Genomic DNA, 15,365 nt, shown 5'->3' with positions numbered 1-15,365 from the left:
CCACTGGCGGCCGGCCCGCAACGCATCTTCCAGGAGTGATCCACGTGTCCGAGATCAAGCTCGCCGCCGAGGCCCGCACCGAGTTCGGCAAGGGCGCCGCGCGCCGCATCCGCCGCGCCGACAAGATCCCCGCCGTCCTCTACGGCCACGGCAGCGCTCCGGTGCACGTCACCCTGCCGGGCCACCAGACGATGATGGCGCTCAAGCACTCGAACGCGCTCTTCTCCATCGAGCTCGAGGGCAAGGGCCAGCTCGCCATCGCCAAGGACGTCCAGCGCGACCCGGTCCGCAACGTCATCGAGCACGTCGACCTGCTCATCGTGAAGAAGGGCGAGAAGGTCGCCGTCGAGGTCCCGGTCGCCGTCACCGGCGAGTCCGCCCCCGGCACCATCCACCTCGTCGACCTGCAGACCCTCGCCATCGAGGCCGAGGCGACGCACCTGCCCGAGTCCGTCGAGGTCTCCATCGAGGGCCTCGAGGCCGGCACCACCGTCACGGCGGGCGAGGTGAAGCTCCCCTCCGGCGCGACGCTCACGACGGACCCCGAGCTCGTCGTCGTGACGATCTCCGTGCCGCAGGACAACTCGGCGGACATCGAGGCCGCCGAGGCCGAGGCCGCCGAGCAGGCCGCCGGCTCCGAGGCCGCCGCCGAGGCGACCGCGGGCGAGTGACCCCCCGCGCGGACGTCGTCCGCGCCATGCTCTCGTCGAGGCGTCCGGCACCCTGGTGCCGGACGCCTCGTGCGCGTCGGGAGCCGGGACCGTGCAGGACGTCAGCGAAGGAACGGTGCACATGAGCGACCAGCCGTGGCTCGTCGTCGGGCTCGGGAACCCGGGCTCCGGCTACGCCGGCAACCGCCACAACCTCGGCCACATGGTCCTGGACGTCCTCGCGGGCCGGGCCGGCGCCCGGTTCGCGCGGCACCCGCGCGCGCAGGCCGCCGTCGCGGAGGCGCGCCTCGGCATGCTGCCCGGCGGGCGTCCCGGGCCGCGCGTCGTGCTCGCGAAGCCCACGACGTACATGAACGTCTCGGGCGGGCCCGTGGCGGGGCTCGCGAAGTACTACGGGATCGACCCCGAGCACGTGGTCGTGGTCCACGACGAGGTGGACATCCCCTTCGGCGCGGTCAAGCTGAAGATCGGCGGCGGCGAGGGCGGCCACAACGGGCTGCGCGACATCACCAAGGCGCTCGGCACGAAGGACTACGTGCGCGTCCGGGGCGGCGTCGGGCGTCCGCCCGGCCGCATGGACACCGCCGACTACGTGCTCAAGGACTTCAAGGGCACGGAGGCGAAGGAGCTGCCCTTCCTCCTCGACGACGCGGCCGACGCGGTCGAGATGGTGCTCACCGAGGGGCTGCTCGCGGCGCAGGGCAAGTACCACGCCCGCGCCTGACCCGTCCGGCCCGCCGAGGCCTCTCCACCCCGTCCCGCCGGGGAAATCACCCGGGTGAGGCGCCGGGAACCCGGCCCCACGGGTCCCGCGCACCACTAGCCTCGCAGGAAGGCACAGGGCGGCAGGGCGGGAGTGACGGTGGCGGCGACGCTGAGCATCGCGATGGTGGGCACGCGCGGCGTCCCGGCACGGTACGGCGGCTTCGAGACGGCGGTCGAGGAGGTCGGCTCGCGCCTCGCGGCGCGCGGGCACCGCGTCCGCGTCTACACGCGCACGGGGAACACCGAGGACGTCGTCCGCGAGCACCTCGGCATGGAGGTTGTCACCGCCGGCGCGCTCCGCAGCCGCTCGCTCGAGACGCTGAGCCACACGGCCGTGTCGGTCGCCCACCTCGTCGCGCACCGCACCGACGCGGCCTTCGTCTTCAACGCGGCGAACGCCCCGTTCCTGCCGCTGCTGCGCGCGGCGCGCATCCCGGTCGCGACCCACGTGGACGGGCTCGAGTGGCGACGCGCGAAGTGGGGCCCCGCGGGCCGCCGCTACTACCGCGCGGCCGAGACGACGGCCGTCCGGTGCTCCGACGCGATCATCGCCGACGCCCGGGGGATCCAGGACTACTACGCGCGCGAGTACGGCGTGCCGTCGTCGCTCATCGCGTACGGCGCCCCGCTGCTCGACGACGACCGCGGCGCGCGCGTCGCCGAGCTCGGGCTCGAGCCCGAGGGCTACCACCTCGTCGTCGCGCGGTTCGAGCCCGAGAACCACGTGCAGGAGATCGTCGAGGGCTACGTGCGGTCCACCGCGACGAAGCCGCTCGTGGTCGTCGGCTCCGCGCCGTACTCCGCGGAGTACACCGACCGGATCGACCGGCTCGCCCAGGGGGACGAGCGGGTCCGGCTGCTCGGCGCGGTGTGGGACCAGGAGCTGCTCGACGACCTCTACGCGTCCGCGTTCACCTACGTCCACGGGCACTCCGTCGGGGGGACCAACCCGTCGCTCCTGCGCGCGATCGGCGCCGGCGCGCCCGTCGTCGCGTTCGACGTGGACTTCAACCGCGAGGTCGTGCGCGACCCCGGCCTCTACTTCCGCGGCCCGCACGACCTCGCCGGGATCCTCGAGGACGCCGAGCGCGACGAGCTCGGGACGCTCGAGCGCGGCCGCGCGAACCGCAAGCGCGCCGAGGACTACTCGTGGGACGACGTCGCCGACGGGTACGAGCAGCTCGCGCGCGACCTCGCGGCCCGGCGCACGCCCGGGCCGTGGCGGACCGCGCGCCGTCGCGCCGCGGCCGCGGACCGGCAGGACGCGCCCCACCCCGCCGCAGCCGCGGTTGAGGTGCCCCGCGACGACTCTCCCCGCCGGGTCCTGTTCGACGCCTACTGGTGGGACCGGGGGCCGTTCTCGAACCGGTCGGTCCAGCGCGCGCTCATCCACCACTGGCGCGAGCGGTTCCCGCAGGACGAGCTCGTGCTCGCAGTCCGCGGCGGGGAGAGTGCTGCGCCGTCGGACCTGCCGCCCGGCGCGCGGACGATCGGGACGCGCCTGTACCCGCACGCGCTGTCGAACGCGGTCGAGCTCGGCCGGCTCGCGCGGACGGTCCACGCCGACGTCGTCGTCGCCCACAACTACACGCCGGTCGGGCGGGTCCCGACGGTGACGTTCGTCCACGACGTGATGTTCCGCGACCACCCCGAGTGGTTCTCGCGGACCGAGCGCGCGTACTTCGCGCCGATGATCCCGCTCCTGCGCGCGGCGGACGCGGTCGCGACGTCGTCGCGCACGGAGGCCGACCGCATCGAGGGCCGCTCCGGCCGCCCGGTCACGCCCGTGGGGCTGGGCGTGCCGCGCACCCTGACCGACGCCGTCCCGCGCCCGCCCGCGGGGATCGACCCGGGGCTCCCGTTCGCGCTGTGCGTCGGGCGCCTCAACGTCCGCAAGAACCTCGAGGCCGTGCTGCGCGCCGTCCCGCTGTCCGCGCGGCTGGGGCCCGAGGCGCCCCTCCTGGTCGTCGGGGGAGCCGAGCACTCCGGCGTCGCCCCGGACCTCCCGCCCGGCACGGACGCGCTCCTCGCGAGCGGTGCGGTGCGGCTGCTCGGCGCGATCGACGACGCCGAGCTCGCGTGGCTCTACTCCCGCGCCGCCGTCACGGCGTTCCTGTCGCGCGACGAGGGCTTCGGGCTGCCCGTGCTGGAGGCGACGCACTTCGGCTCGCCGCTCGTGCTGGCCGACACCCCCGTCTTCCGCGAGCTCGCCGACGGCCTCGCGCGCTTCGTCCCGCTCGATGCGCCGTCGGGCGACGTCGCGGCCGCGCTGGACGCCGCCTGGGGGACGACCCCGGACGCCGCGCTGCGCGAGCGGCTGCTCGCCCGGTACGAGTGGGACCGCGTGGTGGAGCGGCTGCGCGGGCTCGTCCCGTGACGCGGCCGCGCGTCGTCGTGCACCTCGCGCACGAGCAGGACCCGGTGGCGTGGCGGGCGCGGTACGCGGCGGGGAAGACCCTGGACCGCACGCCCTACGGCTACGACCTCGCCGCGGGCGCGGTCGACCTCGCGTGGAGCGTGTCCCACCGCGAGCGGCCGTCCGTGGCGCGCGTGCGGCGCGCGCTCGCGGCGCGGCTCGGGACCGACGTCGTGCACGCGTGGCGCAACCGCGCGCTCCTGGGGAGCGCCGACGTCGTGTGGACGCACACCGAGCGCGAGCACCTCGCGGTCGGCCTCGTGCGCGCGACGCTGCCCCGACGCCGCAGGCCCGCCGTCCTCGCGCAGTCCGTGTGGCTCTGGGACCGGTGGGACGACCTCGGTCGCGCCCGCCGCCGTCTCTTCGCGGCCGTGCTGCGCGGGCACGCGGTCGAGGCGGTGCACAGCGACGTCAACCGGCGCGTGGCGCTGGACCGGGTGCCCGGTCGTCGGGTCGTCCTCGTCCCGTTCGGGACGGCGCCCGCCACGGGGGAGGGGAGTGCCGCCGGGACCGACGGCCCCGGGACCACGCCCGAGGTGCTGGCCGTGGGCAACGACCGGGACCGGGACTGGGACGTGCTGCGCGCCGCGCTCGACCTGCTGCCCGGCGTGACCGCGCGCGTCGCGTCGCGGTCGGCGGCCGCGGCCCGGGTCGCGGTCCCGGGCCGGGTCGACGTCGCGCCCGCGACGGGCCGCGCCGAGCTCGCGCGGCTCTACGCGGGCTGCCGGGTCGTCGTCGTGCCGCTGCGCGAGAACCGGCACGCGTCCGGCGCGACGGCGTGCGTCGAGGCGATGGCGGCGGGCCGCGCGCTCGTCGTGACCGACGCGGGCGGGGTGCGCGACTACGTCGCGGGGACGCAGGCCCGGCTCGTCGCCCCGCACGACGCCGCCGCGCTCGCCGAGGCGGTGCGGCACGCGCTCGGCCCAGGGGAGGCGACGAGCGCCGCGGACGTCCGGGCGCGGGGCCTGCGGCAGGAGGACTACGTCGCGCGGTACGTGCTGCTCACGCGGGCGCTCGTCGCTCAGGCGGAGATCCCCGCCGCGGTATCGTCGTTCGCGCCGGTCGCCGAGGAGGCGGGCCTCGCCCCCTGAGGCGTCGCGCCGTCGCGGGCGTACTGCCGGTGCAGGTGCCCGAACGCGCCGGCGACCATGCCCCGACCCCGGTGGCTCGTGCGCAGGCCGCGCGCGTCGCTCTCCAGGTCTCCCGTCCAGCGGCCCCAGACGTGCCGGGCCGCGCCCGCGACGGCGCGGCCCGTACCCCCGACGAGCGCGCGCGCCCGCACGAGCGCCCGGCGCGCGGGGCCCCGGGCGAGGCGGAGCTCGACCTGCACCGCGCCGTTGCCGCCGTTGAACGCCCGCCGCATCGCCCAGGCCCGGGTCATGCGCTCGGCCGGGACGAGGTCCTCCGCCTCGGACTCGTTGCACCACACGATCCGGCCGCCCGCGGCGACGAGCGCGCGCGAGAAGAGCGTGTCCTCGCCACCGGCGAGGCCCAGCGTGACGTCGAACCGGGTCCCGAGCGACCGCACCCGCCGCAGGTCCAGCAGGAGGTTCCCGCTCGCCGCGACGGGGATCTCTATCCCGGTCGGGCGCGGTCGACGGCGGAACACGCCCGTCGCGAGCAGCCACGGGTCGGGCTCGTGCGCGAACACGGAGATCACGCGGCCCATGACGGCCGCCGGGCGACCCGTCTCGCGCCACGTGTCCACGAGGGCCGCGAGCCACCGCTCGCGCGGGCGCTCGTCGTCGTCGAGGAACGCGAGCAGGTCGGCGTCGGCCGTCTCGTCGAGCGCGCGGTCGCGCACGGCGGCGATGCCCGGGCGCGGCTCGACGACGTAGCGCACGGGCAGCGGGGCGTCGCGCACGACCTCCCGCGCCGACCCGGCGGGGTCGTTGTCCAGGACGAGCACCTCCACCCGGGCGCCCTCCACCTCGGCCAGCCGCTCGGGCAGCCGCGCGAGCAGCCCGGCGAGCGTGGCGGGGCGCCGGAACGTCGGGACCCCGACGACCAGCCGGAGCTCAGGAGGGGGCGTCACTGCGGATGAACCTCATCTTCCCGCCCACCTGCGGGATGTGGTCGACGAGCTCGAGCGTCACCGGCACGAGGCCGCGCGTCGCGCGGCGCAGCGTCGCGAGGGCCCGCTCGATGTCGGCGCGCTCGTCGCTCGCCGGGATGCAGCGCAGCGTCACGGCGTAGTCGCTGCCCTGCACGATCTCGAACTGCCGCACCGAGAGCGGCGCGTGGTCGAAGATGTGGCCGAGCGCCCCGGCGATGGTCGTCCCGTCCGGGAGCCGGACGGCGTCGGAGGCCCGCCCCGAGACCGCGCCGAGCCGAGGCAGGGAGCGCCCGCACGCGCACGTCTCCCGGTGGATGCTGCTCACGTCGCCGAGGCGGTACCGCACCACGGGGAAGACGCGGTTCGTCAGGTCGGTGACGACGACGTTGCCCTCCTGCCCGTCGGGGACCGGGCGGTCGTCGTCGTCGAGGATCTCGACGCGGCGCACGTCCCAGAACACGTGCATCCCGGACTGCTCGGCGCACTCGCCGGCGATCCACGGCACCTCGGCGCTGCGGTAGTGGTCGTAGACGGGCGCCCGGAGCGCCGTCGCGATCTCCGCGCGGACGCCCGGGGCGAGCGGCGCGGCCGTGACCGCGACCGCGCGCGGCGGCGCGAGCTCGATGCCCAGCCGCCCGGTGCGCCGGACCAGCTCCAGCACGCCCCCGCCGTAGCCCAGCAGGAAGGGCGGTCGCAGCCGGTTCCAGCGGCGCGCGAACTCGGTGACCGTCTCGTCGGTGATGCGGAACGCGTCGAGCTGCACGCGGCGGCTCGGGAGCCACTGCAGGTCGTGGCGGACGCGCGCGAGGCCCTCCAGCATGTGCCGGGTGATGATCCCGCGGTCCTCCCACGGCTCGACGCCCCACCACCGGAACAGCCGCCACTCGAGCGCGCGCGCCGGGAAGCGCAGGTCGCGCAGCACGTGCAGAGGGAGGCCCGTGCTGCCGCCCGTGCGCGACGTCGCCGACGTGCGGTCCGTCGCCTCGTCGGTGCGGATCGTGTCGAAGTGCTCGCGCAGGGCGGGCTTGTCGACCAGGGGGAGCGCGTCGAGCACCGCGTCGTCCCGGAGGTCGGCCGCGGTGATCCCGGCGTCGCGGTAGAGGTCCCGGTAGAACGGGCTGTGCTCGGACGCGAACCGGGCGTGCCGCAGCGCGCGCTCGCGCGAGAGCTGCTCCAGCGCCGGTGCGGGGAGGGCGTCGTGCCGCACGAACGCGTCGAGCTGGGCCGTGCTGTCCCGGCCCACGACGGCCGCCTTGGCGCGGAACGCCGCCTCGGCGATCACGCGGCCCCCTCCCGCCCGGCGCGGCGGCGCGACCGGCGGCCTGCGAGCGCGGTGCGGTAGGCGCGGGCGTGCGCCGCCCCCGCGTCCGCCCACTCGCGGCGCGACAGGTCCGGACGCGCGCCCTCCGGGATCGCGGCCGCCTCGGCGAGCGCCCCGACGAGGCGCTCGCCCGTGAGCCGGTCGTCGAACATGAGCACCCACTCGTCGCCCACCTCCTTCGCGAGAGCCTCGTTCACCGCGTTGCGCGGCACGAGGACCGGGCGGTCGAGCGACAGGGCGGCGAGCACGCTCCCGGAGTTGTGCATGAACCGGTAGGCCAGCACCACGAGCTGGGAGCGCGAGGCGAGGGCGACGAGCTCGTCGTCCTGGAGGAAGCGCAGGGTCAGCTCGACGCCGGGCAGGTCCGCGGTCTCCGCGCGCAGCGAGGTCTCGAGCTCGGCCGACGACGGGCGCCCGCCGATCTCCAGGCTCAGGTCGTCGCGCAGGGCGCGTGCCTCGCGGTAGGCGCGCACGAGGTCGCCCACGCTCTTGTAGCGCCGCACGCCGCCGAAGTAGCCCGCCCGTCCCGGGACCCGCTCGTCCCGGGCGTACCGGGCGAACCAGTCGCGGTAGTGGCCGTGGAGGATCGTGGTGCGCGGCTGCTCCGGGGGCAGCTCGGTCGTCTCGTTGAGGACGATGCGGTGGTCCGTCGAGCGGTCGACGCGGACCAGGAGCCAGCGCGAGACGCGCGGGACGTCGGGCAGCTCGACGTTGTGGACCGTCCGCACGACGACCACGCGGCTCAGGCGGTGCCGCACGAGGATCGCGGCGACGAGCGCGTGCTTCGCGGCGGCCTTCCACCACGTGGTGCCCTCGAGCTTGCCCTCGGGCCAGTGCCAGTGGAAGACGTCGTAGCGGCCCACGATCGCCGTGCGCCAGTCGAAGCGCAGGTGCTCCACGGACGGCTCCGCCGCGAGGGCCGCGTCGAGCTGGGTGATGTACGGGTTCGTGGTCGGCCGCGGCGCGCGGAACGACTGCATCACCCGCACGGGCCTCACGAGGGGACTCCCGCCGTCGTCGCCGCGCCGCGTTCCAGGGCCTGGAGCGACCGGTACCACCGCACGGCCGCGAGGGGCAGGACGAGCGCGTTCACGACGGCCAGCGCGGTGTACACGACGAGGAACGCGGAGGGGAGCCACAGCAGCGCGAACGAGAGGCACAGGAAGCCGTAGTCGGTCGGGAGCACCGCGAGCGTGTAGAGCGGGTGCTCGCGGAGCCGGCCCCCGGTCCCGTGTGCGGCCCCGCCCGGCGAGCCCTTGGCGCGGCGCACCAGGTCGACCGCGACGATCCCGAAGAAGAACGTGCTGCTCACGACGCAGAACGCGAGGGGCACGACGAGCCAGGCGGCGTCGACGTCGTAGTACCGGAACCAGCAGACGAGCACCGCGAGGTGCAGGGCCACCGTCTTGAGGGCGTCGAAGAAGTGGTCGAGCCACTCGCCCGCCGCGCTGCCCGACCGCGAGAGCCGCGCGAGCTGGCCGTCCGCGGAGTCGAGGGCGTACCCCAAGACGAGGAGCACGACGGCCGTGAGCGACGACCCGAGCGTCGGCTCGGCGAGCGCGATGGTCGCGATCCCGGCGAGCGTGGTCGCCGCGCTGACGAGCGTCACCGCGTCCGGCGTCAGGCCGAGCACGTACGCGCTCGCGGCGAGCGGGCGGCCGAGCGGGCGGTTGACGAAGCGCGAGTACGCGGCCGCGCCGCTCGACGACTTCTGCGCGTCGTGCAGTCGCGTCATCGCCGCGCCGAACTCGGACATGGGCACCTCGCGAAAGAGACGGGGGGAGCTTCTGGGAAGCGGCGGCGACGGATTGTCTGCCCGCCCCCGACCGTGCCGAGAATCGTATCGAGGCGAGCGCGGGTGAACAGCGGGTGAGGTTGTATCTCGCCCGGGTGAATTCCGGCGTCACGGCCCGACGGCGGGCTTAGGATCGCCGCGACGGCCGACGTGCCAGGACCTGGAGGTGACGACCGTGGACGACGTCTCGGACGCCTCCGGCGACCTCGCGATCGTTGTCGTGAGCTACGGCTCCGTCGCCCTCCTCGAGCGCAACCTCGGCGCGCGCGGCGCGGTCGGGGAGGCCCGCGTGGTCGTCGTCGACAACCGCTCGACGACGCCGGAGCGCGAGCGGGTCTCCCGCCTGGCGGACGAGCGCGGCTGGGACCTGCTCGCCCCGGCGGAGAACCTGGGCTTCGGCGGCGGCGCCAACCTGGGGATGCGCGCGGCGTTCGACGCGGGCGCCGCCGAGGTGCTCCTCCTCAACCCCGACGCGACGATCGCCGCGGCCGACGTCCGGACCCTGCGGGCGGCCGTCCAGGACGACCGCCTGCTCCTCGTGTCCCCGGTGGTCCTCACACCCGCCGGGCGCCGCTGGTTCGGGGGCCTCGACGTCTACCTCGACGACGGCACCTTCCGCGCGCCGTCGCGCCGCGACGAGCACCCGGGCGCCGCGCGCGTGGAGTGGCTCAGCGGCGCGTGCCTGCTCGTCACCCGGGAGGTCTGGGAGCGCACGGGCGGGTTCGACGACGCCTACTTCCTCTACTGGGAGGACGTCGACCTGTCCTACCGCCTGCAGCGTGCGGGCGGCCGGGTCGCCGTCGTCGAGGACGCCGTCGCGGTCCACGACGAGGGCGGGACCCACCGCGACGGCCGGCAGCGGCCGGAGGCCAAGTCGGAGACGTACTACTACTACAACATCCGCAACCGGATGCTGTTCGCCGCGCAGCACCTCGACGAGGTGTCCGTGCGGCGCTGGCGGCGCAGCGCGCCGGGCAACGCCCGCGCGGTCCTGCGGCGCGGCGGCCGGCGCCAGTTCCTGCGGCCGGTCGTCCCGCTGCGGGCGGCCTGGCGCGGGCTGCGCGACGGCCGGCGGGCGGCCCGGCAGGGCGCCGCGACGGCGGACCGGCGCGAGCCGGCACGGAGCACGACCGGAGGCGGACGATGAACGCGGAGAACGACGGCGCCCCCGAGGGCGCCACCCCGACGCGGCGGCCCTCCCGCCGTGCCGTCGCGGTGATCGGGGCGGCGGTCGCGCTCGCGGTCGCCGTCACCCTCGTCGTGCTGCAGCCGTGGCGGTCCGACGGCGACCAGTCCCCGGGCGGGACGGTCACGCCCGCGCCCGTCGCCTCCCCGGAGGAGAGCGGCGACGCCTCGGCGGACGCGACCGCGGGCGACGCGGGCGACGAGGACGGCGCCGCCGCGGCGGGCGGCGACACCGCCGCCGGGACGGGCGAGGCCGACGGGGCGGACCCCGCCGTCGTGCCCGTGGCCCCCGAGCTCGAGCCGGCCGCGCCCGACCAGACGGTCCAGGCGCCCGACGGCGTCACCGTGCGGCTCGCGCAGGTCGAGCACGTCGAGGGCGAGGCCGTGGCCGCGGGCGAGACCTCGGGTCCGGCCGTCCGCCTCACCGTCGAGGTCACGAACGGGACCGACGCCCCGCTCGACCTCTCCTACGCCGTGGTCAACGCCTACACGGGCGAGGACCGCGTGCCGGCCGGGCGCCTGGTGCAGCCCGGCGGCCGGCCCTTCGAGGGTGAGCTCGCCCCGGGCGAGAGCGGGACGGGCGTCGTCCTGTTCTCCATCCCCGACGCCGACCGCGACGACGTCACCGTCGCGGTGGAGTACGCGCCGGGCACGTCGACCGTGGTATTTCGCGGCGATCTGTCCTGACCCGCGCGGGAAGGGGCGGTAAATTTCGCCCGCTCGCGCCGTTCTGCGGCCGGTTCGCCGGCGCTACAGTCACAACGTCCGGCTGATGGACCGGCATTTCCGCGGGTCCGCGACGAAGAGAGTGACCCATGAAAAACAATGATGTGAGTCGGACGGTCGTCCAGGGCTCTCTTCGGGGCGCGCCGCCGGGACGGCGACGTGTCGTCGGCCGCGTCGCCGGGCTGACCGTCGCCGCCCTCGTCGCGACGGCCCTCGTCGCCCCGGCGGCCGGCGCGGTCGAGCCCGCGGCGCCCGCCGCGGCCCCCGCCGCCGTCGCGCCCGACGCGCCGGTCGCCGCGGCCGTCACCCCGGCCGACGCGACCGTCCCGGTCACGGCCGACCCCCTGCCCACGACCCAGATCGACGGGATCGTCTGGGCGCAGACCATCGTCGGCGGCCGCGCGTACGCCGGCGGCCAGTTCACCTCGGCACGCCCCGCAGGTGCGGCGGCCGGGACGGGGGAGACCCCGCGCGCGAACATCCTGCGGTACGACGTCGAGACCGGCGTGCTCGACGCGTCGTGGAACCCGGGCACGAACGGCCGCGTCCTCGCGATCTCGTCGTCGCCGGACGGCAAGCGGCTCTACGTCGCGGGCGCGTTCACCGAGATCGCCGGCCAGACGCGGTACCGCCTCGCGGCGTTCGACACCGCGACCGGCGCGCTCGTCTCGAGCTGGAACCCGGGCACCAACTCCACGGTCTACGACATCAAGGCGACGAACTCCACGGTCTACATCACCGGCGAGTTCTCCAACGTCAACAACACCGCGCGCGCCCGCATCGCCGCGCTGGACGCGTCCACGGGCGCGCTGCTCGGCTTCGCGCCGGAGCTCGCCGGCGGGTACGGCGGCCGCGCGATCGAGATCTCGCCCGACGGCGCCAAGGTGGTCGTCGCGGGCTCGTTCACGAGCACCAACGGGTCGACGAACCCCGGCCGCGGCATGGCGGCCCTCGACGCGACGACGGGCACCGTGCTCCCGTGGGCCGTCAACTCCGTGATCCGCAACGGCGGCGACAACGCCGCGATCTACTCGCTCGCGTCCGACGGCGACAGCGTCTACGGGTCGGGCTACGACTACGGCGGCAGCAAGACGGAGGACGACTTCGAGGGCTCGTTCCGCGCGAGCTGGTCCGACGGGTCGCTCGTCTGGATGGAGGACTGCCACGGCGACACGTACTCCGTGTACCCCGCCGGCGACTCCGTCTACGTCGCGACGCACGCGCACTACTGCGGCAACATCGGCGAGTTCCCGCAGACGGACCCCTGGACGGTGAACCACTCGCTGGCCTTCGCCAAGGAGCCGTCGGACCGCAAGATCACGCCGGACATCTGGGGCTACCGCAGCTTCACGGGCCAGACGGCGGGCAAGCTGCTGCACTGGTACCCGACGTGGAGCACGGGCAGCGCGTCCGGCATCTCGCAGGCCGGGTGGGACATCACGGCCAACGACAAGTACGTCGTGTACGGCGGCGAGTTCACGCGCGTCGCCGGGGCCCGGCAGCAGGGCCTGGTCCGGTTCGCGCGGCGCGACGTCGCCCCGACGAAGATCGGCCCGACGATCCAGGGCGGGCAGTACGCCATCTCGACGCGGTCCCTCGTCAGCGGGAGCGCCCGCGTCTCCTGGCCGGCGAACATCGACCAGGACAACGCCGAGCTCACGTACGAGCTGTACCGCCGCGGCACGACCGCCCCGATCTCCACGCAGAAGGCGTCGTCCACGTACTGGGTGCGCCCGACCATGGGCTACACCGACTCCGGCCTCGCGCCGGGCAGCACGGTCGAGTACCGCGTCAAGGTGATCGACGGCGACGGCAACTCCACGGTCTCCAACTGGACGCCGGTCACGATCGCCGCGCAGGGGTCGAGCACGGCCTACAACGACTCGGTGCTCGGCGACTCGCCGGTGAGCTACTGGCCGATGGGCGAGGCGAGCGGGAGCAGCGCGACCGACTGGGCCTCGCTGTCCGACCTCGCGCTCACGAACGGCACGACCCGCGGCGTCGACGGCAAGGACGTCCCGCCGACGGCGAAGGCGACGCGCTTCTCGGGCGCCAACGGCGTCTCCGGGAGCACCCCGACAGCGACCACCGGTCCGCAGCGGTTCTCCGTCGAGGCCTGGTTCCGCACGACCTCGACGTCGGGCGGCAAGATCGTCGGCTTCGGCAACGCCAAGACCGGCACGTCGTCGAGCTACGACCGGCACATCTACATGAACAACTCGGGGCGCCTGACGTTCGGCGTCCACCCGGGGATGGTCCGCGAGATCACGACCGCCGGCTCGTACAACGACGGCGCGTGGCACCACGTGGTCGGCACGCTCGACGGCTCCGGCATGACCTTCTGGGTCGACGGCGTCAAGGCGGGTCAGCGCAGCGACACGACGTCGGCGCAGTCCTACTCGGGCTACTGGCGCGTCGGTGGGGACAGCCAGTCGGGCTGGCCGAACAGCGGGAGCTCGAACTTCTTCAACGGCACCATCTCCGACGTCGCCGTGTACGACCGTGCGCTCACCCGCGGCGAGGTCGCCGACCACTGGACGGCGAGCGGCCGTCCCGCGGCCGGGGCCACCGCGCCGCAGGACGCGTACGGCCAGGCGGTCTACTCGCTCGAGCCGACGCTGTACTGGCGGCTCGGCGAGTCCTCGGGCTCGGTCGCGAAGGACTCCGGCCCCGACGCGTCCGACGGCTCGTACTCCGGCCCCGTGACGAAGTCGCAGACCGGTGCGCTCACGGGCGTGACGGACAAGGCGGTGCGCTTCCAGCCGACGAAGAACATCTTCGGCACCTGGAACGGCGGGCTGGTCGCGAGCCAGCGCAGCTACGCCAACCCGACGGTGTACTCGGTCGAGACCTGGTTCAAGACCGACACCACGACCGGCGGGAAGCTCATCGGGTTCGGCAGCAGCCGGACGGGCACGAGCTCCAACTACGACCGTCACGTGTACATGTCGCCGGACGGCAAGGTGAAGTTCGGCACGTACGACGGCGCGCAGCAGGTGCTCAGCACCACCGGGTCGTACCGGGACAACGCCTGGCACCACGTCGTGGCGACGCAGTCGAGCGCGGGCATGCGGCTCTACCTCGACGGCGAGCTCGTCGGGTCGAACGACAAGGCGGTGCCGGAGAACAACACCGGCTACTGGCGGCTCGGCGGCGACAACGGCTGGGAGGGCGACACCTACTGGAAGGGCTACCTCGACGAGGCGGCCGTCTACCCGGTCGCGCTCACGCCGGCCCAGGTGAAGCAGCACTTCCAGCTGGGCTCCGGCACCACGCCGAACGTCCCGCCGCAGGCGGTCGTGACGGCGCAGGCCGACGGGCTCACGGTGTCGGTCGACGGCTCGGGGTCGAGCGACCCGGACGGCACCCTGACCGGGTACGCGTGGGACTTCGGTGACGGCGCGACCGGCACCGGGGCGACGGCGACCCACACCTACGACGCGCCGGGGACGTACACGATCACGCTCGACGTGACCGACGACCGCGGGGCGACGGCCACGGCGACGACCTCGGTGACGGTGCTCGCGCCGAACGTGAAGCCGCAGGCGGCGTTCACGGCCTCCGCGACGGACCTCACCGTCGCGGTGGACGGCTCGTCGTCGAGCGACCCGGACGGCACGATCGCGTCGTACGCGTGGAGCTTCGGGGACGACGCGACCGCGGAGGGCGCCACGGCCTCGCACACGTACGCGCAGGCCGGGACGTACACGGTGACGCTCACGGTGACGGACGACCGCGGGGGCACGTCCTCCGTGTCGCACGACGTCGTGGCGACCGCGCCGGCGGAGAACGTCGTCGTGCGCGACACGTTCGACCGCGCGGTGACCTCCGGCTGGGGCACGACGACGTCGGGCGCGGCGTGGTCCGCGCTCGGCGGGGCCGCGGCCTTCTCGGTCGCTGACTCGGCCGGCACGCTGGCGATGTCGCCCTCCTGGACGCGCGAGGCGCGCCTGGCGGGGGTCTCGGAGTCGCGGGCCCGCACCGAGACGACGTTCTGGTCGGACGTCGCGTCGGTGGGCGGGACGACGTCGGTCACGCTCATCGGCCGGCAGGTCGGGACGAGCACGTACTCCGCGCGCGTCCGCCTCGAGCCCAACGGCCTCATGCGGCTGTACCTGCTCCGGGACGAGACGCTCCTCGGGAACCAGCTGCTCCCCGCGACGTACGCACCCGGCGCGCGGTACACGGTGTCGATCTCGGCGGTCGGGACGTCCCCGACGACGCTCTCCGCCAAGGTCTGGCCCACGGCGGCCGGACCGGCGCAGGCGTGGCACCTCGAGGCGACCGACGCGACGGCGGCGCTCCAGGCGCCCGGCACGGTGAGCATCAAGGTGGCGGTGAGCTCGGCGTCCACCAACCCGACCACGCGCGTGTCGTTCGACGACGTCAAGGTGGTGCGCGAGCCGTAGGCCCGCCGCCCCGCACGTCCG

11 protein-coding genes and 1 pseudogene are annotated in these 15,365 nt (G+C 75.0%); 8 read left to right on the top strand and 4 right to left on the bottom strand.

Annotation, left to right across the window (positions count from 1 at the left end; translation table 11 throughout):
- Positions 1 to 44 precede the first annotated feature (44 nt).
- The 5 genes and pseudogenes from B9L22_RS14530 (at position 45) to B9L22_RS14515 (ending at position 4,943) form a co-directional block, all read left to right on the top strand.
- On the top strand, positions 45 to 671 hold the full coding sequence (locus B9L22_RS14530; protein WP_021482199.1) for a 50S ribosomal protein L25/general stress protein Ctc: 627 nt from the start codon (positions 45 to 47) through the stop codon (positions 669 to 671).
- Between the two features lie 121 nt (positions 672 to 792).
- A complete protein-coding gene (gene pth, locus B9L22_RS14525; RefSeq protein ID WP_086150902.1) occupies positions 793 to 1,395 on the top strand; it encodes an aminoacyl-tRNA hydrolase in 603 nt (200 codons plus the stop codon).
- Between the two features lie 162 nt (positions 1,396 to 1,557).
- Positions 1,558 to 2,676 (top strand): annotated as a pseudogene (locus B9L22_RS20555) (DUF1972 domain-containing protein); the annotation flags it as partial.
- Between the two features lie 54 nt (positions 2,677 to 2,730).
- Positions 2,731 to 3,813, top strand: a complete 1,083-nt coding sequence (locus B9L22_RS20550; protein WP_233140178.1) for a glycosyltransferase family 1 protein — start codon at positions 2,731 to 2,733, stop codon at positions 3,811 to 3,813.
- Positions 3,810 to 4,943 carry a glycosyltransferase gene (locus B9L22_RS14515; RefSeq protein WP_158097214.1) on the top strand — a complete coding sequence of 378 codons (1,134 nt, stop codon included), beginning with the start codon at positions 3,810 to 3,812 and terminating at the stop codon, positions 4,941 to 4,943. The genes B9L22_RS20550 and B9L22_RS14515 overlap by 4 nt, the downstream gene beginning before the upstream one ends.
- On the opposite strand, the gene B9L22_RS14510 is transcribed toward B9L22_RS14515, so the two are convergent.
- Genes B9L22_RS14510 through B9L22_RS14495 form a run of 4 tightly spaced genes read right to left on the bottom strand, consistent with a single transcriptional unit; the run spans position 4,874 to position 8,985 of the window.
- Positions 4,874 to 5,887 (bottom strand): glycosyltransferase family 2 protein, encoded by a 1,014-nt coding sequence (locus B9L22_RS14510; RefSeq protein WP_086150899.1) that lies wholly within the window; start codon positions 5,885 to 5,887, stop codon positions 4,874 to 4,876. The two genes, B9L22_RS14515 and B9L22_RS14510, sit on opposite strands and share 70 nt — an antisense overlap.
- Positions 5,871 to 7,190: a phenylacetate--CoA ligase family protein gene (locus B9L22_RS14505; protein WP_143317319.1), complete on the bottom strand. Its 1,320-nt coding sequence runs from the start codon at positions 7,188 to 7,190 to the stop codon at positions 5,871 to 5,873. Before B9L22_RS14505 ends, B9L22_RS14510 begins: the two co-directional genes overlap by 17 nt.
- Positions 7,187 to 8,227, bottom strand: coding sequence for a glycosyl transferase (locus tag B9L22_RS14500; protein WP_233140155.1), 1,041 nt, complete (start codon positions 8,225 to 8,227; stop codon positions 7,187 to 7,189). Before B9L22_RS14500 ends, B9L22_RS14505 begins: the two co-directional genes overlap by 4 nt.
- Positions 8,224 to 8,985: a CDP-alcohol phosphatidyltransferase family protein gene (locus B9L22_RS14495; protein ID WP_086150897.1), complete on the bottom strand. Its 762-nt coding sequence runs from the start codon at positions 8,983 to 8,985 to the stop codon at positions 8,224 to 8,226. The genes B9L22_RS14500 and B9L22_RS14495 overlap by 4 nt, the downstream gene beginning before the upstream one ends.
- A 205-nt stretch (positions 8,986 to 9,190) precedes the next feature.
- Between B9L22_RS14495 and B9L22_RS14490 the strand changes: the two genes are divergently transcribed.
- From B9L22_RS14490 to B9L22_RS14480, 3 genes are all read left to right on the top strand, one after another.
- The gene (locus B9L22_RS14490) at positions 9,191 to 10,171 is read left to right on the top strand and encodes a glycosyltransferase (protein WP_233140154.1); all 981 of its coding nucleotides are present in this window, start codon (positions 9,191 to 9,193) and stop codon (positions 10,169 to 10,171) included.
- Positions 10,168 to 10,896 (top strand): hypothetical protein, encoded by a 729-nt coding sequence (locus B9L22_RS14485; RefSeq protein WP_086150896.1) that lies wholly within the window; start codon positions 10,168 to 10,170, stop codon positions 10,894 to 10,896. Before B9L22_RS14490 ends, B9L22_RS14485 begins: the two co-directional genes overlap by 4 nt.
- Positions 10,897 to 11,024: 128 nt before the next feature.
- Complete coding sequence (locus B9L22_RS14480) at positions 11,025 to 15,344, top strand: LamG-like jellyroll fold domain-containing protein (RefSeq protein ID WP_143317317.1); 4,320 nt, start codon at positions 11,025 to 11,027, stop codon at positions 15,342 to 15,344.
- The last annotated feature ends 21 nt before the right edge of the window (positions 15,345 to 15,365 follow it).

It is taken from the genome of Cellulosimicrobium sp. KWT-B (assembly GCF_002127155.1).
Classification (GTDB): domain Bacteria; phylum Actinomycetota; class Actinomycetes; order Actinomycetales; family Cellulomonadaceae; genus Cellulosimicrobium; species Cellulosimicrobium funkei.
This window is presented reverse-complemented; position numbering and strand designations above follow the sequence as displayed.

What these genes read in the sequence shown, in the direction of transcription:
- pth (WP_086150902.1), top strand. Translation starts at nt 793, where the DNA reads ATGAGCGACCAGCCGTGGCTCGTCGTCGGGCTCGGGAACCCGGGCTCC.
- B9L22_RS14495 (WP_086150897.1), bottom strand. Translation starts at nt 8,985, where the DNA reads ATGTCCGAGTTCGGCGCGGCGATGACGCGACTGCACGACGCGCAGAAG.
- B9L22_RS14485 (WP_086150896.1), top strand. Translation starts at nt 10,168, where the DNA reads ATGAACGCGGAGAACGACGGCGCCCCCGAGGGCGCCACCCCGACGCGG.
- B9L22_RS14480 (WP_143317317.1), top strand. Translation starts at nt 11,025, where the DNA reads ATGAAAAACAATGATGTGAGTCGGACGGTCGTCCAGGGCTCTCTTCGG.